Source organism: Aeromicrobium phoceense, assembly GCF_013868155.1.
GTDB lineage: Bacteria > Actinomycetota > Actinomycetes > Propionibacteriales > Nocardioidaceae > Aeromicrobium > Aeromicrobium phoceense.
The window spans coordinates 2,481,524-2,501,900 of sequence record NZ_JACEOG010000001.1; the positions used below are offsets into that span (position 1 = coordinate 2,481,524).

At 71.4% G+C, this 20,377-nt stretch carries 19 protein-coding genes and 1 pseudogene; 7 read left to right on the plus strand and 13 right to left on the minus strand.

All coding sequences use genetic code 11. The annotated features are described in order from the left end of the window. Nucleotides 1-18: 18 nt before the first annotated feature. Together H1W00_RS12050 and H1W00_RS12055 are read left to right on the plus strand one after the other, a co-directional pair. Complete coding sequence (locus H1W00_RS12050) at nt 19-1,599, plus strand: Na+/H+ antiporter (protein WP_181755915.1); 1,581 nt, start codon at nt 19-21, stop codon at nt 1,597-1,599. Nucleotides 1,600-1,653: 54 nt separating this feature from the next. Next, nucleotides 1,654-3,033, plus strand: a complete 1,380-nt coding sequence (locus tag H1W00_RS12055; RefSeq protein ID WP_181755916.1) for a pyridoxal phosphate-dependent decarboxylase family protein — start codon at nt 1,654-1,656, stop codon at nt 3,031-3,033. 6 nt (nt 3,034-3,039) lie between these two features. On the opposite strand, the gene H1W00_RS12060 is transcribed toward H1W00_RS12055, so the two are convergent. The 7 genes from H1W00_RS12060 to H1W00_RS12090 all read right to left on the minus strand — a co-directional run bounded on the left by H1W00_RS12060 (nt 3,040) and on the right by H1W00_RS12090 (nt 10,880). Then, nucleotides 3,040-3,846: a methyltransferase domain-containing protein gene (locus H1W00_RS12060; protein ID WP_181755917.1), complete on the minus strand. Its 807-nt coding sequence runs from the start codon at nt 3,844-3,846 to the stop codon at nt 3,040-3,042. Continuing rightward, nucleotides 3,836-4,708, minus strand: a complete 873-nt coding sequence (locus H1W00_RS12065; RefSeq protein ID WP_181755918.1) for a class I SAM-dependent methyltransferase — start codon at nt 4,706-4,708, stop codon at nt 3,836-3,838. The genes H1W00_RS12060 and H1W00_RS12065 overlap by 11 nt, the downstream gene beginning before the upstream one ends. A gap of 93 nt (nt 4,709-4,801) precedes the next feature. Beyond that, nucleotides 4,802-7,297, minus strand: coding sequence for a polynucleotide kinase-phosphatase (locus H1W00_RS12070; protein ID WP_181755919.1), 2,496 nt, complete (start codon nt 7,295-7,297; stop codon nt 4,802-4,804). Continuing rightward, nucleotides 7,294-8,691, minus strand: a complete 1,398-nt coding sequence (locus H1W00_RS12075; protein ID WP_181755920.1) for a 3' terminal RNA ribose 2'-O-methyltransferase Hen1 — start codon at nt 8,689-8,691, stop codon at nt 7,294-7,296. Before H1W00_RS12075 ends, H1W00_RS12070 begins: the two co-directional genes overlap by 4 nt. A gap of 49 nt (nt 8,692-8,740) precedes the next feature. Then, complete coding sequence (locus H1W00_RS12080) at nt 8,741-9,325, minus strand: sugar O-acetyltransferase (RefSeq protein ID WP_181755921.1); 585 nt, start codon at nt 9,323-9,325, stop codon at nt 8,741-8,743. A gap of 5 nt (nt 9,326-9,330) precedes the next feature. After that, a complete protein-coding gene (locus H1W00_RS12085) occupies nt 9,331-9,864 on the minus strand; it encodes a cyclophilin-like fold protein (protein ID WP_338072893.1) in 534 nt (177 codons plus the stop codon). After that, a complete protein-coding gene (locus tag H1W00_RS12090) occupies nt 9,861-10,880 on the minus strand; it encodes a zinc-dependent alcohol dehydrogenase family protein (RefSeq protein WP_181755922.1) in 1,020 nt (339 codons plus the stop codon). Before H1W00_RS12090 ends, H1W00_RS12085 begins: the two co-directional genes overlap by 4 nt. Nucleotides 10,881-11,038: 158 nt before the next feature. Between H1W00_RS12090 and H1W00_RS12095 the strand changes: the two genes are divergently transcribed. Beyond that, the gene (locus H1W00_RS12095) at nt 11,039-11,923 is read left to right on the plus strand and encodes a helix-turn-helix domain-containing protein (RefSeq protein ID WP_338072894.1); all 885 of its coding nucleotides are present in this window, start codon (nt 11,039-11,041) and stop codon (nt 11,921-11,923) included. A gap of 29 nt (nt 11,924-11,952) precedes the next feature. Here H1W00_RS12095 and H1W00_RS12100 read toward each other — a convergent pair whose 3' ends face one another. Then, on the minus strand, nt 11,953-12,588 hold the full coding sequence (locus H1W00_RS12100) for an isochorismatase family protein (protein ID WP_181755923.1): 636 nt from the start codon (nt 12,586-12,588) through the stop codon (nt 11,953-11,955). Between the two features lie 104 nt (nt 12,589-12,692). On the opposite strand from H1W00_RS12100, the gene H1W00_RS12105 reads away from it, so the two are divergent. Beyond that, nucleotides 12,693-13,664: a GlxA family transcriptional regulator gene (locus H1W00_RS12105; protein WP_194956263.1), complete on the plus strand. Its 972-nt coding sequence runs from the start codon at nt 12,693-12,695 to the stop codon at nt 13,662-13,664. Nucleotides 13,665-13,674: 10 nt separating this feature from the next. Here the strand turns inward: H1W00_RS12105 and H1W00_RS12110 are convergent, their stop codons facing one another. Genes H1W00_RS12110 through H1W00_RS12120 form a run of 3 tightly spaced genes read right to left on the minus strand, consistent with a single transcriptional unit; the run spans nt 13,675 to nt 15,199 of the window. After that, complete coding sequence (locus tag H1W00_RS12110) at nt 13,675-14,067, minus strand: VOC family protein (RefSeq protein WP_181755924.1); 393 nt, start codon at nt 14,065-14,067, stop codon at nt 13,675-13,677. Next, nucleotides 14,064-14,345, minus strand: a complete 282-nt coding sequence (locus tag H1W00_RS12115) for a metalloregulator ArsR/SmtB family transcription factor (RefSeq protein ID WP_181755925.1) — start codon at nt 14,343-14,345, stop codon at nt 14,064-14,066. The genes H1W00_RS12110 and H1W00_RS12115 overlap by 4 nt, the downstream gene beginning before the upstream one ends. 32 nt (nt 14,346-14,377) lie before the next feature. Continuing rightward, on the minus strand, nt 14,378-15,199 hold the full coding sequence (locus H1W00_RS12120) for a pseudouridine synthase (protein WP_181756287.1): 822 nt from the start codon (nt 15,197-15,199) through the stop codon (nt 14,378-14,380). Between the two features lie 197 nt (nt 15,200-15,396). Between H1W00_RS12120 and H1W00_RS12125 the strand changes: the two genes are divergently transcribed. The 3 genes and pseudogenes from H1W00_RS12125 to H1W00_RS16620 all read left to right on the plus strand — a co-directional run. Next, nucleotides 15,397-15,597 (plus strand): hypothetical protein, encoded by a 201-nt coding sequence (locus tag H1W00_RS12125; RefSeq protein WP_181755926.1) that lies wholly within the window; start codon nt 15,397-15,399, stop codon nt 15,595-15,597. A 69-nt stretch (nt 15,598-15,666) separates the two neighbouring features. Beyond that, the gene (locus H1W00_RS17175) at nt 15,667-15,909 is read left to right on the plus strand and encodes a DUF1272 domain-containing protein (protein WP_181755927.1); all 243 of its coding nucleotides are present in this window, start codon (nt 15,667-15,669) and stop codon (nt 15,907-15,909) included. 91 nt (nt 15,910-16,000) lie between these two features. After that, nucleotides 16,001-16,936 (plus strand): annotated as a pseudogene (locus tag H1W00_RS16620) (DUF222 domain-containing protein); the annotation flags it as partial. 225 nt (nt 16,937-17,161) lie between these two features. On the opposite strand, the gene cimA reads toward H1W00_RS16620, so the two are convergent. Together cimA and aspA are read right to left on the minus strand one after the other, a co-directional pair. Continuing rightward, complete coding sequence (cimA, locus tag H1W00_RS12135) at nt 17,162-18,763, minus strand: citramalate synthase (RefSeq protein WP_181755928.1); 1,602 nt, start codon at nt 18,761-18,763, stop codon at nt 17,162-17,164. 152 nt (nt 18,764-18,915) lie between these two features. After that, nucleotides 18,916-20,349 (minus strand): aspartate ammonia-lyase, encoded by a 1,434-nt coding sequence (aspA, locus tag H1W00_RS12140; protein WP_181755929.1) that lies wholly within the window; start codon nt 20,347-20,349, stop codon nt 18,916-18,918. Nucleotides 20,350-20,377 lie beyond the last annotated feature (28 nt).

A 20,377-nucleotide genomic window follows, 5' to 3' on the forward strand; every position in this document is an offset into this window, starting at 1 on the left:
GTGCGTCAGGATTGACCCGTGCTCGGACTCGAGATGGTCGTCCTGCTGGGAATCGCGATCGTGGCGTGCGGCGCGCTCGCCAGCCGCTACCCGATCGCCCCCGCCATCCTGCTGGTCGTCGCGGGCGTGCTCATCGGGTTCGCGCCGAGCCTGCGCGCGGCGCACCTGCCACCCGAGGTCATCCTCTTGGTGTTCCTGCCCGCGCTGCTCTTCTGGGAGAGCCTGACGACGTCGCTGCGCGAGATCCGCAACAACCTGCGCGTCGTGGTCCTCACGAGCACCGTCCTGGTGGTCGCCACGGCCGGCGCCGTCGCGACGACCGCCCACCACGTGCTCGGCATGTCGTGGGGCCCGGCGTGGGTGCTCGGCGCGGCGCTGGCGCCCACCGACGCGACCGCGGTCGGCGTCCTGGCCCGCCACCTCCCTCGCCGCACGGTCACGACCCTGCGCGCCGAGAGCCTCATCAACGACGGCACCGCCCTGGTCATCTACGGGCTCGCGGTGGGCGTCACCGTGGGCGAGGAGGTCCTCACCGGGTGGCACGTCACCTGGCTCGTCGTGCTCTCGTACGGCGGCGGCCTCATCGCGGGTGCGCTGGTCGGGCTGCTCAGCTGGCAGATCCGCCGCCGGATGAACGACCCGATGCTCGAGGGCATCGCGATCTTCGTGACCCCGTTCGCCGCGTTCCTGGCGGCTGAGGCAATCGAGGCGTCCGGCGTGCTGGCCGTCGTCGCCTGCGGCCTCTTCCTGAGTCAGGTCGCCCCGCGCATCACCGGCGCGGCCACCCGACACCTCGTGGTCCCGTTCTGGTCGCTCTCCACCACGATGCTGAGCAGCGCGCTGTTCGTGCTGATCGGTCTCGAGGCGCAGTCCGCTTTCCGCGCCCTCTCCAGCACGACCATGGCGCGGGCACTGCTGGACACCCTGCTGGTGGCCGCCGTCGTGATCGGCGTGCGGTGGGTGTGGACCTACACGACGCCCTACCTGATCCGCGCCGTCGACCGGCGCCCGGTCCAGCGGGAGCGTCGCGTGAGCGCTCGTCAGCGCACCGTCACGGCGACGGCCGGCTTCCGGGGCGCGGTGTCCCTCGCGGCGATCCTCGCCGTGCCGCGCACCGTCGACTCGGGAGCGCCCTTCCCCGACCGGGACCTCATCGTGCTCATCGCCTGCGGCGTGATCATGCTGAGCCTGCTCCAGGCGCTGCTCCTGCCGGCGATCGTTCGGTTCGCCCGACTGCCCAGCGACACCTCGGTCGACGAGGAGATCCAGCTCGCCGAGGTCCTCACCCTCGACGCCGCGATCGAGGCGATCGACGACACGGCCACCGAGCTCGGTGTCGGCGAGATCGTGACGACGCGGGTCCGCCACGAGCTCGACAAGCAGCGACGGCTCGTGGAGGCGACCGGGGCCGACGGCGACCCGCTGGTGGAGCACCACGACCAGTACACGAGCCTGTCGCTCGCCCTCCTCGCCCGTCGGCGCGAGGCCCTCGTGCAGCTGCGCGACGAACGGCGCATCGACGACATCGTGCTGCGTCAGGTCCAGGCCAGGCTCGACATCGAGGAGATCCGCTTCTCGAGGCCCACGCTCCCCGAGTGACGGCGGCGTCCGCGGGCTATGGACTCCCCCTCGTCGGTGGGTCATCCTGACGAGATGGACCGGCCGCCGGACGCATCGGAAGCCCTCGCCCGTGCTCACCAGCACGCCCTGAGCTGGCTGGCGACCCTGCCCGACCGCCCCGTCCCGCCGGCCGCCTCGGTGGCCGACGTGATCGCGGCTCTCGGCGCCGACCTCCCCGAGGGACCGACCGATCCTGTCGAGGTCGTCGACCTGCTGGCCCGGGCGGCGGAGCCGGGACTGACCGCGATGCCCTCGGGCCGGTTCTTCGGCTTCGTCATCGGCGGCACCCACCCGGCGGCGATGGCAGCCGACTGGCTGACGTCCGCGTGGGACCAGAACTCGGGGATGCGCACGGTCACCCCGGCGGCCACCGCTGCCGACGACATCGCCGAGGCGTGGGTCCTCGACCTCCTCGGCCTGCCCGCGGACGGCGCGGTCGGCTTCGTGACCGGTGGCACCACGGCAAACTTCACGTGCCTGGCAGCGGGCCGCGACGCCGTGCTCACCCGCGCGGGCTGGGATGTCGGCACCCGCGGACTGGCCGGCTCACCGGGCGTGCGCGTGCTGGCCGGTGCCGAAGGACACGGCTCGGTCGATCTGGCGCTCCGGTACCTCGGCCTGGGCGCGCCCGAGCTCGTGCCGGTGGATGCCGAGGGACGACTGTTGGCCGAGGCGCTCGGAACGATGCTCGACGAGGGCGACGACGAGCAGCCGGCGATGGTGGTCCTCCAGGCGGGGAACATCCACTCGGGTGCGTTCGACCCGTTCGACGAGGCCATCACGGTGGCGCACGAGCACGGCGCGTGGGTGCACATCGACGGAGCGTTCGGACTCTTCGCGGGTGCCAGCCCGTCGTTCCGGCACCTCGTCCACGGTTACGAGGCCGCCGACTCCTGGGCGACCGACGCGCACAAGACGCTGAACGTGCCCTACGACTGCGGACTGGCGATCGTGCGCGACCCCGCCGCGTTGCGAGCGGCGATGTCGATGCACGGCGACTACCTGATCCAGGACGCTGCCGGCGACCCGTTCGAGAAGGTCCCCGAGCTGTCCCGCCGGGGCCGCGCGTTCACCGTGTGGGCCGTGCTGCGGTCGCTCGGACGCCGTGGTGTCGCCGAGCTGGTCGACCGCATGGCCGGGCACGCCCGAGCGTTCGCGGACGGCATCGCCGGCATCGAGTCCGCCGAGGTCCTCAACGACGTGGTGTTCACGCAGGTCTGCGCCGCCTTCGGCGACGACGACCGCACCCGCGACGTCGTCCGCCTGATGCTGGAGGACGGCACCGCCTGGACCACGGGCTCGGTGTGGCACGACCGGGCGGTGCTGCGCATCTCCGTCAGCAACTGGTCGACGACCGATACCGACGTCGAGCGCACGCTCGACGCCCTTCGTGCGGCCGTGGCCGCGACCTGAGCAGGACTACCTGCGCGTTGCGACCACGGCGTAGAGCGTGACGGCGAAGACGAACGCTCCCTCCGCCGCGCTCTCCTCGAGTGCCTGCCTCCACGCGGCCTCCTCCCCTGCGGCGGCCGCACGACGAGCTGCGAGCTCGAGGACGATGGACACCGGTGGCTGGTCGAGGGCACGCGGGCGCAGCATGAAGGTGTCGGTGGTGAGGCGGGCGTCGACGAACCCGTGACGCCGGACGAGGTCGAGCAGCTGGGCACCGGCCGCCGGCGACGGGACCCCCGCCCAGTCCTCGAGCCAGGCCGCGGCCAGGTACGGGTCCCCGGGCCAGGTCGCGAGCGTGCGCCAGTCGGTGTCGATCAGGCCGCCCCGGCCGCCGGGACGGAGGACGCGGGCCATCTCCCCGACCGCCACGGCCGGGTCGGCGAGGTGCTGCAGCACGCGCTCGCAACGCACCAGGTCGAGGGAGCCGTCTTCGGCCGGGAGCTCCTCGGCCGTCCCCTGCACGAACCGTGTGGGGTTGCGCGCTGCCTCGCCGCGCCGCCGGGCCTCGGCCAGCATGGTCTCGCTCGGGTCGACACCAGTGGCCGAGCCGGTCGGAGCGACCAGGACCGCAAGGCCGCGGACGTCCTCGCCGGTGCCGCAGCCCACGTCCAGGACGTGCATCCCCGGGAGCGGGTCCAGGTGCTCGATCATCCACGCGTGGAGCCGCTGGATCGGCGGCAGCTGCGCCTGGAGGTCGAGGGCCATCAGCGCGGCCGCCCTTCCCTGCTCGGAGGACGAGTCCACGTCGCGGAAGGTGGGTGCGTCATCGTTCATCGTCGGTCTCCTTGCGTGCGCTGACCAGCCAGACGGCCGACGCGAACTGAACCCCTCCGGGACCGGCGTGCGCCGCCAGGCTCTCGCGGAGCCGCTCGACCGCGGCGTCGCGCTCATCGTCGGGCAGCTCGTCGAGGAGCCACGCGAACAGCCCTCGCAGGAAGCCGAGGGCGTCGTCGACGTCGGCCCCGAACCACTCCTGCCCCTCGAGGCCGTCCACCTCCACGTGCGTCCACCCCGCCGCCTCGAGCACCTCGCGGATCCGCTCGGGCCGGGACAGCGAGAACATGCCGGGAGCGTCGAGGTCGGCGGTCGGTCCCGGGGGCCCGCCCAGCACGCCGAGGGTGCCGCGGATCCACTCGTTGCGGTCGGGCGGCTGCCACGTCATCAGCACCATCCGGCCACCGGGTCTCGTGGCGCGACGGAGGTTGGCGAACGCCGCGACCGGGTCCCCGAAGAACATGGCGCCGGTGCGGGAGACGACGACGTCGTGGTGGCCCGGCTCGAACGGGTGCACCTGCGCATCGGCACGGAGGAAGCGCACGTTGTCGAGCCCCTCGTCCTCGGCCCGGGCGCGGGCGACGTCGAGCAGCTGGCTCGAGAGGTCCACCCCGAGCGCCTCGCCGTTGACGGACGCGCGAGCGGCGCGGCGTGTGGTTAGCCCGCCCCCGCAGCCGACGTCGAGCACGCGCTCGCCACGACGGACCGCGACGGTTGCTTCGAAGCGCTCCTGGTAGTCCGCCACGGCACGGTCGAACCGGTCGGCGTGCGCCGCCCAGTACTCGCCACCGGGCCCGTCCCAGGACTCCGCCTGCGGCAGGTTCGTCTCGTGGACCGTCGTGTCCCGATTGCCCGCTTCCATCGCGCCCTCCACCTTCGCCCGGGGTCTCCTCCCCAGTGACCTACCGAAGAGGGGGTCGCGTCAAGGGACAGCGCACGTAGCGACGATGAACCGCTACAGACGCGGGTCGACCGGCTCGGACTCCATCGCGAGCACCGCGAAGACGCACTCGTGGACTCGCCACGTGGGCTCGCCGTTGACGTGGCGCCTGAGCGCCTCGAGTCCGAGGGCGTACTCCCGCAGGGCCATCGAGCGCTTGTGGCCGAGGTTGCGGTCGCGGAGGCGCGCGAGGTTCTCCGGCTCGGTGTAGTCGAGGCCGTAGATGATGCGCAGGTACTCACGGCCTCGGACCTTCACCCCGGGCTGGACGAGGCCCTTGGGTCCGCGGGTGAGGTTGGCGAGCGGCTTCACGACCATGCCCTCGCCGCCCGCGCCGGTGAGGTCGTTCCACCACTCGACACCCGCACCCACCGAGGCCTCGTCGGCGGGGTCGACGACCAGTCGGCCGGTCGTCGTGAAGAGGTCGCCGTCGCTCTCGGCCAGCCGGTCGGCGATCGCGAGGTGCCACAGGTGGTCGCGGGTCTCGAAGGTCTCCGAGTCGCTCGCCAGCACCTGGAACGGCGCGATCCGGAGCCCGTCGAGGCCGTCGACCTCCCAGACGTACCGGCGGTAGGCGGCGGTGTAGGCGTCTGCGTCGTCACGCCGACGGCTCGTGCGATCGGCGAGGTCGCCGACGTCGAGACCTCTCGCGGCAGCCGCGCCGAGGACGTCGAGCGTGCCGGCCAGGCCCGCGCGTGCCGCGGCGCCGACAGCGGCGTACTGCTCGCGGATGAGCGCACCCGCCTTCGTCGACCACGGCATGATCTCGGCGTCGAGCACCAGCGATGACGTCCCCAGCTCGTCCCAGAGCTTCGCTGAGGCGACGGCCGAGGCGACCCGGTCGAGGACGGCGCGCTCGGTCGCGGCGTCGAAGAACGCGCGCCCGGTGCGCGTGTGCACCACGCCTCCGCCGTCGCGGTCGACGACCACCACGGCGCGCGAGCCCATGTGCTTCTCCTCGCAGATCACCTGGCCGGCGCCCGTCCGCGCGAAGTGCGTGAACGCCTGCTCGGGGTGCTCCAGGTGGTCCTCGAGCACTGAGGTGTCGCTCGGCGACATGGTCGGCGGGAGGTAGACGAGACGGCTCGGGTCGACCGCGAAGCGGCTCATCACCTCGAGCGCGCCGGCGGCGTTCTCCTCGCGCAGCGAGATCCGACCCATGGTCGAGGTCTCGATGATGCGCGGACCGAGCACGTCGTCGAGGCGCAGCGTGTCGGGCTCCCGCTCCGGCGGCGCGAGGGGCCGGACCGGCTCGTAGTAGGTCTCGGCCGCGACGACCTGGACGACCTCGCGCTCGGGGTAGCGCAGTGCGGTCAGCGAGCCACCGAAGACGCAGCCGGTGTCGAGGCACATCGTGTTGTTGACCCACTCCGGCGTGGGCGTCGGCGTGTGGCCGTAAAGCACCATCGCCTGACCGCGGTAGTCCTCGGCCCACGGGTAGCGCACCGGGAGGCCGAACTCGTCGGTCTCGCCGCTGGTGTCCCCGTAGAGCGCGAACGCACGGACGCGGCCCGACGCACGGCCGTGGTAGCTCTCCTTGAGGCCCGCGTGCGCCACCACGAGGCGGCCGCCGTCCAGCACGTAGTGAGCGATGAGGCCGTCGAGGAATCGAGCGACGTCGCCGCGGAACTCGTCGGTCTCGGCCTCCAGCTGGGCGAGGGTCGTCTCGAGGCCGTGGCTGACGGTGACCTTGCGGCCGGACAGCGCGTTCGACAGCTTCGCCTCGTGGTTGCCTGCGACGCAGAGGGCGTGGCCGGCCGCGACCATGCCCATGACGCGGCGCAGCACGCCCGGTGAGTCGGGGCCGCGGTCGACGAGGTCGCCGACGAAGATCGCACGGCGCCCGTCCGGGCCGGCGGCGTCGACGGGCCGCCCGGCGTCGTCACGGGTGATCGCGTAGCCGAGGTCGTCGAGCAGCTGCTCGAGCTCGGCCCGGCAGCCGTGGACGTCGCCGATGACGTCGAACGGTCCGGTGAGGTCGCGCAGGTCGTTGTGCAGGCGGGTGCGCTCGAACGTCGCCTCCTCGATCTCCTCGACCGACGACAGCACGTGGACGTGCCGGAATCCCTCGCGCCGCAGCGACTTGAGCGACCGGCGCAGCTGGTCGTGCTGCCGCTTGACGACGGACGCGCCGAAGGTGCGGTCGGGCCGCTCGGCGTTCCGCGCGACCGACACCGCCGGCGGCACGTCGAGCACGACAGCCGTGGCCAGCACGTCGTGCTCCTTGGCCACCGCGATCAGGCTCCTGCGGGCGTGCGGCTGCACGTTCGTGGCGTCCACGACGGTCAGCAGGCCGCGCGACAGGCGCTTGCCGACGATGAACTCGAGCAGGTCGAACGCGTCGGTCGTCGCCGACTGGTCGTTCTCGTCGTCGGACACCAGCGCACGGCAGGCGTCCGAGGAGACGACCTCGGTCGGGAGGAAGTGCCGCGCCGCGAACGACGTCTTGCCCGCGCCACTCGCGCCGACCAGCACGACGAGCGACACCTCGGGCACCTGGAGCACGCTCATGCGGCCACCTCCTCGGCGCGACGGAACACGGCCAGCTGGGTGGGGGTGCCCCGCTCGGGATCCTCGGCGCCGACGCCGGAGCACTCGACGGTGTAGCCGTAGCGGGCGGCGACGCCGTCGCTCCACGCCGCGAACTCGCCGCGCGACCACTCGAACCGGTGGTCGACATGGCGGAACCCGCCCGCGGCCAGCGCAGGGTAGAGGGCGTTGTACTCGCTGTTGGGCGTCGTCACGACGACCGAGCCGGGGCGCATGAAGCCGAAGACGTTCGCCACGACCGCCGGCAGCCGGTCCTCGTCGACGTGCTCGACGACCTCCATCAGCACGGCCAGGTCGAAGCCCACCAGTCGCGAGTCCTGGTACTGCAGCGACGACAGCCAGAGGTCGAGTCGATCAGCCTGACGCTCGGTCATGCGGTCCACGTGCAGGCGCTTGGACGCGACGTCGAGGGAGCTCGCCGACACCTCGGTGCCGACCACCCTCTCGACCCCCTGGGTCTCCAGCAGGCGGCGCAGCAGGGCGCCCTGACCGCAGCCGAGGTCCAGGACCGAGCCCGGGCGGAGCCGCTCGACCTGCTCGATCACGGCGTCGTGCCGCAGCCGGACGAGCGGCGGCTCGCCCTCTTCTGTGGGCACGGTCGGCTCGGTCGACCCGTCGAGCTCGTCGAGGCGCTCACGGACCTCGTCGACCATGTCCCGCTGGCGCGCCAGGTAGCGGCGGCTGATCAGCTCGCGCTCGGGGTGGGTCGCCAGCCAGCCGGTCCCGGCCCGCACGAGCTTGTCCACCTCGTCGGAGCTGACCCAGTAGTGCTTCCCGCCGTCGAGCACGGGCACCAGCACGTAGAGGTGGTTGAGCGCCTCGCTGAGGGTGAACGACCCGGTGAGCGTGACCGCGCAGAAGTCGGAGTCTCCCCAGGCAGGAATCTCGGGGTCGAGCATGATCGGCTCCGCCGCGACCGTCCAGCCGAGCGGCTCGAACATCCGGGTCACGAGGTCGACGCCGCCAGGCATGGTCGGCACCTCGATGCGCAGGTCCAGCGGCTGGTCGACGAGCTCCGGCCGCGGCTTGCACTGGCCGTTCAGGGCGCTGCGGAACACCTTGCCCATCGCCACCGACAGCAGCGACGTCGCGGCGTACGGCCGGTCGTTCACGTACTGCGCGAGCGAGAACCCCTCGTTCCGCCCGCGTCGCCCGCGCACCAGGCCGATGGGGTCGACCTCGAGCACCAGCGCGACGGTGCAGCGCTCGGGCGAGACCTCGGGGTACAGGACCGTCGCCGTCCCGCCGTAGACGTCGAACGTCTGCACGCGGTCGGGGTGCTTGTGCAGCAGGTAGCCCAGGTCGCTCGCATCGGCGAGCGTCTCGCTCCGGGTGGCGGTGATCGTGAGCAGCACCCGCCCATTGTGACGGGCCGGACGCGTGGGGCTGACCGGAACGTCCCGATCAGGCGGGTTGGGCGTCGAACCCCGTCTCGCGCAGCACCCTCGCCGGGACGCCCGCGACGATCGCGTTGGCCGGCACGTCCCTCGTCACGACGGAGCCGGCGCCGACGATGGCCCCGTCACCGATGGTCACGCCGGGGACGACCGTCACGGAGGCGCCGAGCCACACCTTCCGGCCGATGACGATCGGGGCCGGCAACATGTCGGCGCGTCGGTCCGGATCGATGGCGTGGTTGAGGGTGGTCAGCGTGCTGCCGTGCCCGATGAGCGTGCCGTCCCCGATCGTGATCCCGCCGGTGTCCTGGAAGCGGCACCCGAGGTTGATGAAGACGTCCTTGCCTAGAGTCAGGTTCTTGCCGAACTCGCTGTGGAACGGCGGGAAGAGCGCGACAGATCCGTCCACCGGCCGCCCGGTGAGCTCGGTCAGCAGGGCGCGCACCTCGTCGGGCGTGCAGTAGCCGGAGTTGAGTCGGCTGGTGACGCGGAAGGCGTCCTGGGCGGCATGGTGCATGAAGCGGGGCGCCTCCGAGCCGCCCTCGATGAGGTCGCCGCGGCCGACGTGGGCGAGGAACTCCTGCAGATCCATCCCGCTCACCCCGCCTCGACGCTGGCCGTGACCGTGCCGTCCAGTCGTGCGATCCGCGCCGCGGCGTCTCCGTCAAGCTGCCCCAGGACGACGATGCCGGGGAAGTACGACTGGTCGCCGTAGTACAGGACCAGGTCGTTGCCGGGTGCGTAGTACCCGAGGTCGCCCACGTCCGGGTCTGCCCCGTCGGGCTGGCCGTCCAGGGCCAAGGGCGACGGCAGCGGACCGGTCTTCTCCACCCCGCCGTGATCGGTCATGTCGATCGTGACGGGCAGCTGCGCGAGCAGGTCGTCCGCCGCGGCACTGTCCTCGAGGGTCGCGGTGAAGCGCTCCTCGCCGATGGTGATGCGGATGAGCATGTCGTCCTCCGGGTCGCTCGGGTCGGTGGTGGGGGTGCCGCTCGCCGTCGCCTCGGCCGATGGCTCGGAGGCCGACGGAGCGGGGTCGCCCGTCTCCCCCGCGCCGCACGCGGTCGTGGCCGCGGCGAGGCAGCCGACCGCCATGACGGCCGCCGCGCGGTGGGCGAGGCCGATGCTCACAGCGTCAGCAGCACCTTGGTCGCGGTCCGCTCGTCCATGGCCCGGTAGCCCTCGGCGGCACTCTCGAGCGGCAGCGTGAGGTCGAAGACCTTGCCGGGCTCGATCTTGCGGTCCCAGATGAGCTGGATCAGCTCGGGGAGGTACTGGCGCACGGGCGCGGGCCCACCGTGGAGGTGGACTCCCGCCATGAACAGCTCGTCACCCGGAATGGCGACGTCGTGTGAGACGCCGACGAAGCCGACGTGGCCACCGGGCCGCGCGGAGTGGATGGCCTGCATCATCGCCTCCTGCGTGCCGACGGCCTCGATCACCGAGTGGGCGCCGAGGCCGTCCGTCAGCTTCTTGACGCGGGCCACGCCGGCGTCCCCGCGCTCCTCGACGATGTCGGTGGCGCCGAACTCCCGCGCCAGGGCCTGGCGATCCGCGTGCCGGCTGAACGCGATGATGCGCTCGGCGCCGAGCTGCTGCGCGGCGAGGATGCCCAGGAGACCGACCGCGCCGTCACCGACGACCGCGACCGTCTTGCCCGGACCGGCCTCGGCCGCGACGGCTGCGAACCAGCCGGTGCCGAGCACGTCGGAGGCGGCCATCAGCGACGGGATCAGGTCCGGCTCGGGCATCCCGGGCGTCGCGACGAGTGTGCCGTCCGCGAGCGGGATGCGGGCCAGCTCGGACTGCGTCCCGATGGTCCCCATCAGCACCCGGTGCGTGCAGTACGCCTGGTAGCCCGCACGGCAGATCTCACACGTGTTGTCCGAGGCCCAGAACGATCCGACCACGAAGTCGCCGACCTGGACGGTCCGCACGTCCGCGCCGATCTCCTCGACCACACCGACGTACTCGTGCCCCATGACCTGGTGGTCGACCGGCTCGACGCCGCGGTAGGGCCACAGGTCGCTGCCGCAGATGCAGGTCGCCGACAGACGGATGATGGCGTCGGTCGGCTCGATGATGGTCGGGTCCTCGCGGTCCTCGACCCTCACGTCTCCGGGTGCGTGCATGACTACCTGGCGCATCGATGGCTCCTGTCCTCGTCGTCCGCGGTGCCGGCACGGCACCACGAGATCCAGTGAACCGGCGTCGGCGGCGCGCAGGAAGCCACTGCGCATGGGTGTACTGCTAGGGCATCCCTCGTGGTCCGCACCCGGCACCGAACGCCCGTACGCTCGAAGGCGTGGACCACCGTCAGGACGCCCGGCGGGAGGTGAGCGAGTTCCTCACCACCCGGCGCGCCCGCATCACCCCCGACCAGGTCGGCCTCCCGACCACCGGCACCCGCCGCGTGCCCGGCCTGCGCCGCAGCGAGGTCGCCTCGCTCGCCGGGCTCAGCGTCGAGTACTACGCCCGGCTCGAGCGCGGTCACATCGCGGGCGCCTCGTCCGGGGTGCTGGAGTCCCTCGCGAAGGCCCTGCAGCTCGACGAGACCGAGCGGACCCACCTCTACGACCTCGCCCGCGCCGCGGACGGCATCCCCGCCTCGGGCAGGCCACGGCGCCGCTCCCCCGGCAAGGCAGCGTCGCGGCTGAGCCTGCAGTGGGCGCTGGAGGCGATCACCGAGGGCGTCGCCTTCGTCCGCGACTCCCACCAGAACCTGCTCGCCACCAACACCCTCGGCCGGGCGTTCTACTCCCCCGTGATCGGCGACGGCGGACGCACGCCGAACCTCGCGCGATTCCAGTTCCTCGATCCCGCCTCACGCGACTTCTACCCGGACTGGGACCTGTTCGCCGAGATGTGTGTCGGCATCATGCGCGCCGAGGCGGGGCGCGACCCGCACGACCGCGAGCTGCAGGACCTCGTCGGCGAGCTCTCCACCCAGAGCGAGACGTTCCGGCAGCTGTGGGCCGACCACAACGTCCGCACCCACGGCACGGGCACGAAGCGCTTCCACCATCCGGTCGTCGGCGAGCTGACGTTCGCCTACGAGGAGCTGGCCATCACCGCCGAGCCCGGCCTCGTGCTGCTCGTCTACACCGCCGAGCCCGGCTCGCCGTCGGCCGAGCGACTCCGCCTCCTCGCGTCCTGGGCCGCGACGGCAGACACCACCGCTCCTCGGTAGAAGTCCCGCAGTACCCGGCGCAACGGCATTCAGCCCGCGAAGGCGGCGCGCCCCTGCATGGCCGAGGTGCCGAGGTCGCTCTTCGGCAGCGCGGTGCCGGCCTCGACCGCCGTGGCCCACTCCTCCGTGCTCGCGACGGCGGCGAGGTTGGACTGCAGAAGCACCAGCAGCGTGGCGTGGAGGTCTGCGGCGGAGACCTTCCCGGCCTCGTTGGCGAGGTGGATCGCACCGGTCGCGTCCGAGAGGATCTCGGCCTCCAGGCCCAACTCCTCCGCGCCGAAGGCGGTGCCGAGGTCGCAGTTGTTCGTCATGTAGCCGACGATGCTGATCGTGTCGACGCCCTGGTCGGCGAGCCAGGCGGCCACGTCCGTGCCCGCGAAGACGCTGGACTTGTGCTTGATGACGCGCTTCCAGGTCGGCTGGGCGAGCGCCTCGATCTCCGGGTGCAGCGACCAGCTGTGGCTGCCCTCGGCGAAGACGGGCGCACCCTCGGGCGTCTGGTGCTGCACCACGACGACGGGCACGTCCTGGGACGCGGCCACCTCGAGGGCCTGGGTGATGTTGGCGAGGCTCTGCTCGCGCGAGGGCGCCTGGATCTGCAGGATTCCGTCGAAGTACTCGTTCTGGACGTCGATGACGATCAGGGCGCGGCGCGGGGCGTTCATGGTGTCTCCAAGGCGGTGGTCAGCAGGTGGTGTGGTCAGGTGCTCCGGGATCAAGCCTGCCGGGTTCGCCGGGGTACCGTGAGTGGCACCAAAGCCATCTATCGATGAGATCGGGCCAGATCGTGCGCATCGTCGTCCATGCCTTCGACGGCATCACCATGTTCCACCTCGCGGCGCCGCTGCTCGTCTTCGGCGAGGTCGGACGCCAGGGGCTCGCGGAGGGCTGGGACCCCGTGGTCTGGACCGCGGACGGCCAAGGGATCCGCACCGCGGAGGGACCCCGGATCGAGGACGTGTCGGGCCCCGAGGTGGTCGAGGGGGCCGATCTCGTCGTCCTTCCGTCCTGGCCGACCGATCTCCCGCCCGCCGACTCTGCCCTGGTCGACCGGCTCCGCGCCGCCCGCGACCGCGGCAGCAGCGTCGCGGGGCTCTGCCTGGGTGCGTTCCCTGTGGTCGACAGCGGACTGGCGGACGGACGGGACGTCGTGACGCACTGGGGCGCGGTCGACCGCCTGCGGGCACGGCGGCCCGGGCTGAGCGTGAACCCGGCCGCCCTGTACCTCGACCACGGGGACGTCCTGACCTCGGCGGGCACGGCGTCGGCGATCGACGCCTGCCTGCACGTCGTCCGGACGCGTCTCGGGTCGGAGGCCGCGGCCACCGTGGCACGCCAGCTGGTCGTGGCGCCGCACCGCGAGGGCGACCAGGCCCAGTACGTCACCCGCCCGATGCCCGAGCCCGGCGGCGTGGGTGACCTGGCACCCACCATCGACTGGGCGCTGAGCCGCCTGGACGAGCCGCTCTCGGTCGACGACCTGGCCGCCCACGCACGCATGAGCCGGCGCAACTTCACCCGCCGGTTCGTCGAGCTGACCGGCTCCACCCCGGCCCGCTGGGTCCTGAAGCGCCGCCTCGACGAGGCGCGCCGCCTGCTGGAGACCACCACCTGGCCGATCTCCCGCATCGCCGACGCCTGCGGCTTCAGCAGCGTCGCGACCTTCCGGCAGAACTTCTCCGCGTCCTACGCGACCACGCCCACCTCGTACCGGCAGCGCTTCTCGCCCCGGTCCGGGTGACGCTGCCGGCTCAGGCGTCCTTGAGCTGGGCGAGCTGCAGGAGGTTGCCGCAGCCGTCCTCGAACACGGCGATGACCACCGGGCCGACGTCGGTCGGCGGCTGGCTGAACGTCACGCCGGAGGCGACGAGTCGTTCGTACTCGTGCTGAACGTCGTCGACACCGAGCATGCAGAACGGGATCCCGTCCGCGAGCAGTGCGTCGGTGAACGCGGCCGCTGCCGGATGCGCCTTGGGCTCGAGGGACACCTCCGTGGCGTCCACGCTGTCGCCGAGGCGCACCGTGAGCCATCGGTGCTCACCCATCGGCACGTCGGCCGTGACCTCGAAGCCGAGCGTGCCCGTGTAGAAGTCGACCGCCTGCTGCTGATCGTCGACGAAGATGCTGACCGTCTGCAGTTTCATGAGTGTTCCTCTCGTGGTGGCCATCGCTCAGCGATCTGGGCGAGCGGCCCGGTGTCGATCGTGTGCAGCTTGTAGCGGCCGCGGCGTTCGGTTCGCACCAGCCCTGCGCCCTCCAGGACGTCGAGGTGCTGCGAGACCGCCTGCCGCGTGGGCGTCAGGTCCTGCTTCATCGCGAGCCGCGAGCACAGCTCGAAGAGCGTCTGCTCGTCGCGCTCCAGGAGCTCGTCCAGAAGGGCACGACGTGTCGGCTCCGCGATGGCCTTGAAGACGTCACCCACGCCCTCACGTTATGCAAGTCGTCGCTTGCCTGTCAATCGGGATGGAGCGGAAAGCTTCGGTCGCTGACGAAGCGACGCTCCGAGCCGTCCACCGGATCGGTGAACCGCAGCTCGCTCGCCAGGAGCTGGAGCGGCCGGGAGAAGTCGTCGACCGACGCGTCGGTCACCGTCGGGTAGAGCGGATCGCCGACGATCGGGCTCCCGAGGCCGGCCAGGTGGACGCGCAGTTGGTGCGTGCGGCCCGTGCGGGGCGAGAGGCGGTAGACGGCCAGGTCGCCGTCGCGGGACTCCATCTCGACCAGCGTCTCGGCGTTGACCGGCGCGTCGGGGACGACCTCGGCCCGGAGTGCGCCCCGCTCCTTGCGCAGGTGGTTGCGGACCACGACCGGTGACTCGAGAGCGGCCTGCCACGGCGCGAGGGCGTGGTAGGTCTTGCCGACCCGGCGGTGCTCGAAGAGGGTCTGGTACGGCCCGCGCCAGCGACGCTCGGTCGCCAGCAGCAGCACCCCGGACGTGACCCGGTCGAGCCGGTGCAGCGGCGTCAGCTCGGGCAGACCGAGCTCGGCACGGAGCCGCACGACCACGCTCTGCACCACGTGCCGGCCCCGCGGGATCGTCGACAGGAACGCCGGTTTGTCCACGACGACGATGCGCTCGTCGCGGTGCAGGATCCCGATCTCACCGGGCACCTCGACCTCGTCGCGCAGGTCGCGGTGGAACCACACGAACGTGTGCGGCGCGTAAGGGTCGTTGACTCGGACGGGTGTCAGGTCGTCGTAGACGAAGCGCGCGTCCACCAGCATCTGGCCGACGTCAGCGCGCTCCGACAACCGGTGCTCCAGCCACGCCGACATCGTCGGCCCGTCGGGCTGACGGTCGGGCGTCCGCAACCACGCCGCCTCCAGGCCGTGACGGGACGGCAACGGCGATCGCGGGGGCACGGCCCGAGTCTAGGCGCGGGCGGCCCCAACTGGAGAGCGATACCCGGAGTGCGCGCGGAGCTCGGGCGGTAGCGTTGGCGGCTCATCCCCGTGATGGAGGAGAGGCTCACGTGAACGGCGTCAAAGAGGCTTCGATCACCGTGGCTGCCATCGCGATCGAAGTGGCGTTCATCTTCCATGTCACCGAGACCGGACCCCTCGGCGAGCTCGGCACCCCGGCGGGCCTCGTCCTGTGGGTGCTCGCGCTGATCGTCGTTCCATTCGTCCTGCCCGAGCTCTTCCGCTCGTCCCGCGACCAGTCCGAGGAATAGCGCGTGATGGCGCCCGGAGGTGAAAGACCCGGGAAGGCCGGATGCGACGCCCCCCGCGACAATGGCGGAATGCTGGAACTGCGCCCGGGTTGCGAATGCTGCGACACCGACCTGCCGCCCGAGTCCACGGACGCCATGATCTGCACCTTCGAGTGCACCTGGTGCGCGCGATGCGTCGAGACGTGCCTGGGTGGAGAGTGCCCGAACTGTGGCGGCGACCTCCAGCGCCGTCCCATCCGTCCTGCGGCACACCTCGGCGCCAACCCACCGTCCACCCAGCGAGTCCTCCAGCCGGGACTTCATCGGAGCTAGCCCACTGGGTCGACACCTTGGAACCGCGGGCCAAATCCTCCGCGTGCAATGACCAGTGACCGCTGTCGGAGGGGCTCACTACGTTGAGTGCATGACCTCGGAACTCACCGCTCGCGCGCTCGACGCGGCACGTCGCGCTCGCGCGTTGGCGGAGTTCGAGGAGTGGAAGCTCATCGCCGCCCACCACCGGCGACGCGTCGCCGAGATCGACCGCACCGACGAGATCATCCTCGGCAAGGACCTGGCACGGCGTGAGGTCACGCTCGAGATCGCCCAGGCGATGAAGGTCACCGAGCACCGGGTGTGGGCCATCGTGTTCGAGGCCGAGACGCTGCGCGAGCGCACTCCCCTCGTCTGGCAGGCGTTCGGAGTCGGCGACCTCGACGCGGCGCGTGCCGGTGCGATCGCCGACACCGCCGAACGCCTCGTCGAGCGCGAGAGCTGGGCAAAGCTCGAGACCACCGTCGTCGCCTACGCCGTCGCGCACACCGTCAGCGAGCTGCGGGCATGGCTGCGCCGATTCCGCGCGCGCATCGAGCCCGAGGAGACCGCCGAGGAGACTGCGAAGGCCCTCGACGAGCGCCGCGTGTCCCTCACCCACCTCAGCGACGGCACCAGCTGGCTCAACGCGCTCCTGCCCACCGGCCTCGCCATCGCCGCCGCCGAGAGACTCCGCAAGGCCGCCAAGGCGGAGCCGACGATCGATCCCGAGACCGGCCGCCGCGACACCCGCACGCGCGAGCAGAAGCAGGCCGACATCCTCGGTCGGTGGCTCACGTCCTGCACCGGCACCACCACCGACATTCGCGCCGAGATTGCCATCAGCATCGCCGCCACCGACCTGATCGGCCTCACCGGCGGGCCGGGGATCACGCGCGACGGCGAGCCGCTGCATCAGGCCTGGGTCCGCGAGCTCGCAGCGAGCGAGCACACCGTCTTCAGACGGCTCGTGCTCGACCCGGTCGGCGAAGTGCTCGACACCACGGTCCTGGGCTATCGACCCACCGAGTCGCTGAGAAAGGCGCTGCACTGGCGGGACGGCACTTGTCGCGTCGCCGGGTGCAGGGCGCCGGTGTTCGAGACGGATCTCGACCACGCGAAGGACTACGACTCCGGCGGCGAGACGTCAGCGAAGAACCTCAGGTGCCTCATGGAGCCATCGCAGAGAGGGCGTAGCCGCGATGGAGCGGAAGCACCACAACATGAAGTCCCACGGTCACCTCGACGACCGCCACCTCTGCGCGCCCGCGCGCTACAGCGCCGCGACCCCGTGGGAGCGCAGGCCGTAGGTCAGCGCGTCCACGAGCGCCTCGAACGACGCCTCGATCATGTTCGGGCCCACGCCCACGGTCACCCACGAGCTCTTGCCGTCGGTCGTCTCGATGAGGACGCGCGTGACGGCATCGGTGCCGTGGCCCTGGTCGAGGATCCGCACGCGGAAGTCGATGAGGTGGAACTGGGCAACGTCGGGGTAGATCCGCTCGATCGCCTGGCGCAGCGCGTGGTCGAGGGCGTTGACGGGACCGTTGCCCTCCCCCACCACCACGGCGCGCGTGCCACCGGCCACGACCTTGACGATCGCCTCGGCACCGCCGTCGCCGGCCGAGCCCGCGATGACGCGCCACGACTCGACGTCGAAGTACTCCGGACGGCGACCCGTGACCGCCTCGGTTAGCAGCAGCTCGAACGACGCGTCGGCCGCCTCGAACGTGTAGCCGTCCTGCTCCATCTGCTTGACCTGGTCGGTGATGCGCGTGAGCAGGTCGTTGTCGCCCGAGAGGTCGAAGCCGAGCTCGCGACCCTTGAGCTCGATCGTTGCGCGACCGGCCATCTCCGAGACGAGCAGGCGCATGTCGTTGCCCACGAGCGCGGGATCCATGTGCTGGTACAGGTCGGGATCGACCCGGATCGCGCTGGCGTGCAGGCCCGCCTTGTGGGCGAACGCCGAGACGCCCGTGTAGGGCTGACGCGCCACCGGCGGGTAGTTCGTGATCTCGCTGATCGCGTGCGAGATGCGCGTGGCGTCGGCCAGCACGCCCTCGGGCATCACGCTCATGCCCAGCTTGAACTCCAGGTTGGCCACGCACGTGACGAGGTCGGCGTTGCCCGTGCGCTCGCCGTAGCCGTTGATGCAGCCCTGCACGTGGGTGGCGCCCGAGCGCACCGCCTCGATCGAGTTGGCGACGGCGCAGCCCGTGTCGTTGTGCGCGTGGATGCCCGGTCGCGCGCCCGTCGAGGCCAGCCCGTCGGCCACGATCTCGCCCACCGGGGGCGGCAGCACCCCGCCGTTGGTGTCGCACAGGACGGCCACCTCGGCGCCGGCCTCGATGGCGGTGCGGACGACCTCCAGCGCGTACTCGCGGTTGTCGAGGTAGCCGTTGAAGAAGTGCTCGCAGTCCACGAACACCCGCTGGCCCTCGGCCCGCAGGAACTCGACCGTGTCGCGCACCATCGCGAGGTTCTCCTCCAGCGTGGTGCGCAGTGCCTTGATGACGTGCTGGTCGTGGCTCTTGGCCACGATCGTGACCACGGACGCGCCCGAGTCGCGCAGCGCGGCGATCAGCGGGTCGTCAGCCGCGGCGACCCCCGCCCGGCGCGTGGAGCCGAACGCGGCCAGCGTGGCGTGCTTCAGGTCGAGCTCCTTGGCGGCCAGCGCGAAGAACTCGGTGTCCTTGGGGTTCGAGCCGGGCCAGCCGCCCTCGATGTAGCCCACGCCGAGGTCGTCCAGGTGCTGGGCGATGGCCAGCTTGTCCTGCACGGAGAGGTTGAGCCCCTCCTGCTGGGCGCCGTCGCGCATCGTCGTGTCGTAGACGTGGAAGTCCGCCGGGTCGTGCTTCCCGAAGGTGGTGCTCATGGTCGTCCTGCTGTCTGGTCGGGCCAAAAAAAAGCCTCCCGGGTACGGGAGGCGGCGCGTCTGGGATGAAGATTCAGACGCGCTTTCCAATGATGATCACGAAGGTGGTCATGGCGACAGGGTACACCCCTGCCGCCGTGCCACCTCACCACTCACACGCCGCCGGAACGGTCGGCCGGCTTGGGCCCCAGATGGGCCAGCGTCTCGGGCCGCAAGATCCGCTCGAGCTCGTCCTGCGGCAGCAGGCCCTTCTCCAGCACGAGCTCGGCCACGCCGCGGCCGGTGGCGAGCGCCTCCTTGGCCAGCTCGGTCGCGGTCTGGTAGCCCAGGTACGGGTTCAGGGCCGTGACCAGGCCGATCGAGTTCGCCACCTCCATCGCCAGGTGCTCGGTGTTGGCGGTGATGCCCTTGACGCAGTTCTCCGTCAGGGACGTGATGGCCGTGCGCAGCCGGTAGAGCCCGGCCGACAGCGAGTAGCAGATCACGGGCTCGAACGCGTTGAGCTGCAGCTGGCCCGACTCGGCCGCCATCGACACCGTGACGTCGTGCCCGATGATCTGGAACGCGACCTGGTTGACCACCTCGGGGATCACCGGGTTCACCTTGCCGGGCATGATGCTCGACCCGGCCTGCCGCGCCGGCAGGTTGATCTCGCCCAGGCCTGCGCGCGGCCCCGACGACAGCAGCCGCAGGTCGTTGCAGATCTTCGACAGCTTCACCGCGACCCGCTTGAGCACGCCGGACATCTGCACGAACGAGCCGCAGTCCTGGGTGGCCTCGATGAGGTCCACCGCCGTCACCAGCGGCAGTCCGGTGATCCGCGAGAGGTGCTGGCGGGCCAGCGGGACGTAGCCGTTCGGCGCGTTGAGCTGGGTGCCGATCGCGGTGGCACCGAGGTTGATCTCGTGCAGCAGCATCACAGCCTCGCGCAGCCGCGTGCGGTCCTCGGCGATCATCAGCGCGTACGTGCCGAACTCCTGGCCGAGCGTCATCGGCACGGCGTCCTGCAGCTGCGTGCGACCCATCTTCAGTACGTCGTGGAACTCCACAGCCTTCGCGGCGAACGCCTCCTGGAGGTCGCCCATCGCGGCGATGAGGTCGTGGGTCGCGTTGATGACGGCGATCTTGACGGCCGTCGGGTAGACGTCGTTCGTCGACTGGCTGAGGTTGACCTGCTCGTTCGGGTGCAGCCGCATGTAGTCCCCGAGCGGGTGACCCAGGATCTCGAGGGCGCGGTTCGCGATCACCTCGTTGGCGTTCATGTTCGTCGAGGTGCCGGCACCGCCCTGGATCACGTCGACGACGAACTGGTCGTGCAGCTCACCGCGGCGGATCTCCTGGCACGCCTGCACGATGGCGGCGTGCCGCTCGTCATCGAGCAGGCCGAGGTCGTGGTTCGCCTCGGCGGCGGCCTCCTTGACGGCGGCGAGCGCCTGGGGCAGGTAGGGGCTGATGGCGATGGGGACACCGGTGATCGGGAAGTTCTCCAGGGCGCGCAGGGTGTGCACGCCCCAGTAGACGTCCGCCGGTACCTCACGTTCTCCGAGCAGGTCGTGCTCGATCCGAACGCGTGTGATCTCGGTCATGCGTCCATCCAATCACCCGGACAGGCCG

Bases quoted from the DNA above. Each gene is read 5' to 3' on its own strand.
- H1W00_RS17175 (WP_181755927.1), top strand. From the start codon at position 15,667: ATGCTGGAACTGCGCCCGGGTTGCGAATGCTGCGACACCGACCTGCCG.
- H1W00_RS12120 (WP_181756287.1), bottom strand. From the start codon at position 15,199: ATGTCGGCGTGGCTGGAGCACCGGTTGTCGGAGCGCGCTGACGTCGGC.
- H1W00_RS12080 (WP_181755921.1), bottom strand. From the start codon at position 9,325: ATGGATCTGCAGGAGTTCCTCGCCCACGTCGGCCGCGGCGACCTCATC.
- H1W00_RS12055 (WP_181755916.1), top strand. From the start codon at position 1,654: ATGGACCGGCCGCCGGACGCATCGGAAGCCCTCGCCCGTGCTCACCAG.
- H1W00_RS12090 (WP_181755922.1), bottom strand. From the start codon at position 10,880: ATGCGCCAGGTAGTCATGCACGCACCCGGAGACGTGAGGGTCGAGGAC.
- H1W00_RS12100 (WP_181755923.1), bottom strand. From the start codon at position 12,588: ATGAACGCCCCGCGCCGCGCCCTGATCGTCATCGACGTCCAGAACGAG.
- cimA (WP_181755928.1), bottom strand. From the start codon at position 18,763: ATGAGCACCACCTTCGGGAAGCACGACCCGGCGGACTTCCACGTCTAC.
- H1W00_RS12060 (WP_181755917.1), bottom strand. From the start codon at position 3,846: ATGAACGATGACGCACCCACCTTCCGCGACGTGGACTCGTCCTCCGAG.
- H1W00_RS12110 (WP_181755924.1), bottom strand. From the start codon at position 14,067: ATGAAACTGCAGACGGTCAGCATCTTCGTCGACGATCAGCAGCAGGCG.
- H1W00_RS12105 (WP_194956263.1), top strand. From the start codon at position 12,693: ATGAGATCGGGCCAGATCGTGCGCATCGTCGTCCATGCCTTCGACGGC.
- aspA (WP_181755929.1), bottom strand. From the start codon at position 20,349: ATGACCGAGATCACACGCGTTCGGATCGAGCACGACCTGCTCGGAGAA.
- H1W00_RS12070 (WP_181755919.1), bottom strand. From the start codon at position 7,297: ATGAGCGTGCTCCAGGTGCCCGAGGTGTCGCTCGTCGTGCTGGTCGGC.
- H1W00_RS12065 (WP_181755918.1), bottom strand. From the start codon at position 4,708: ATGGAAGCGGGCAATCGGGACACGACGGTCCACGAGACGAACCTGCCG.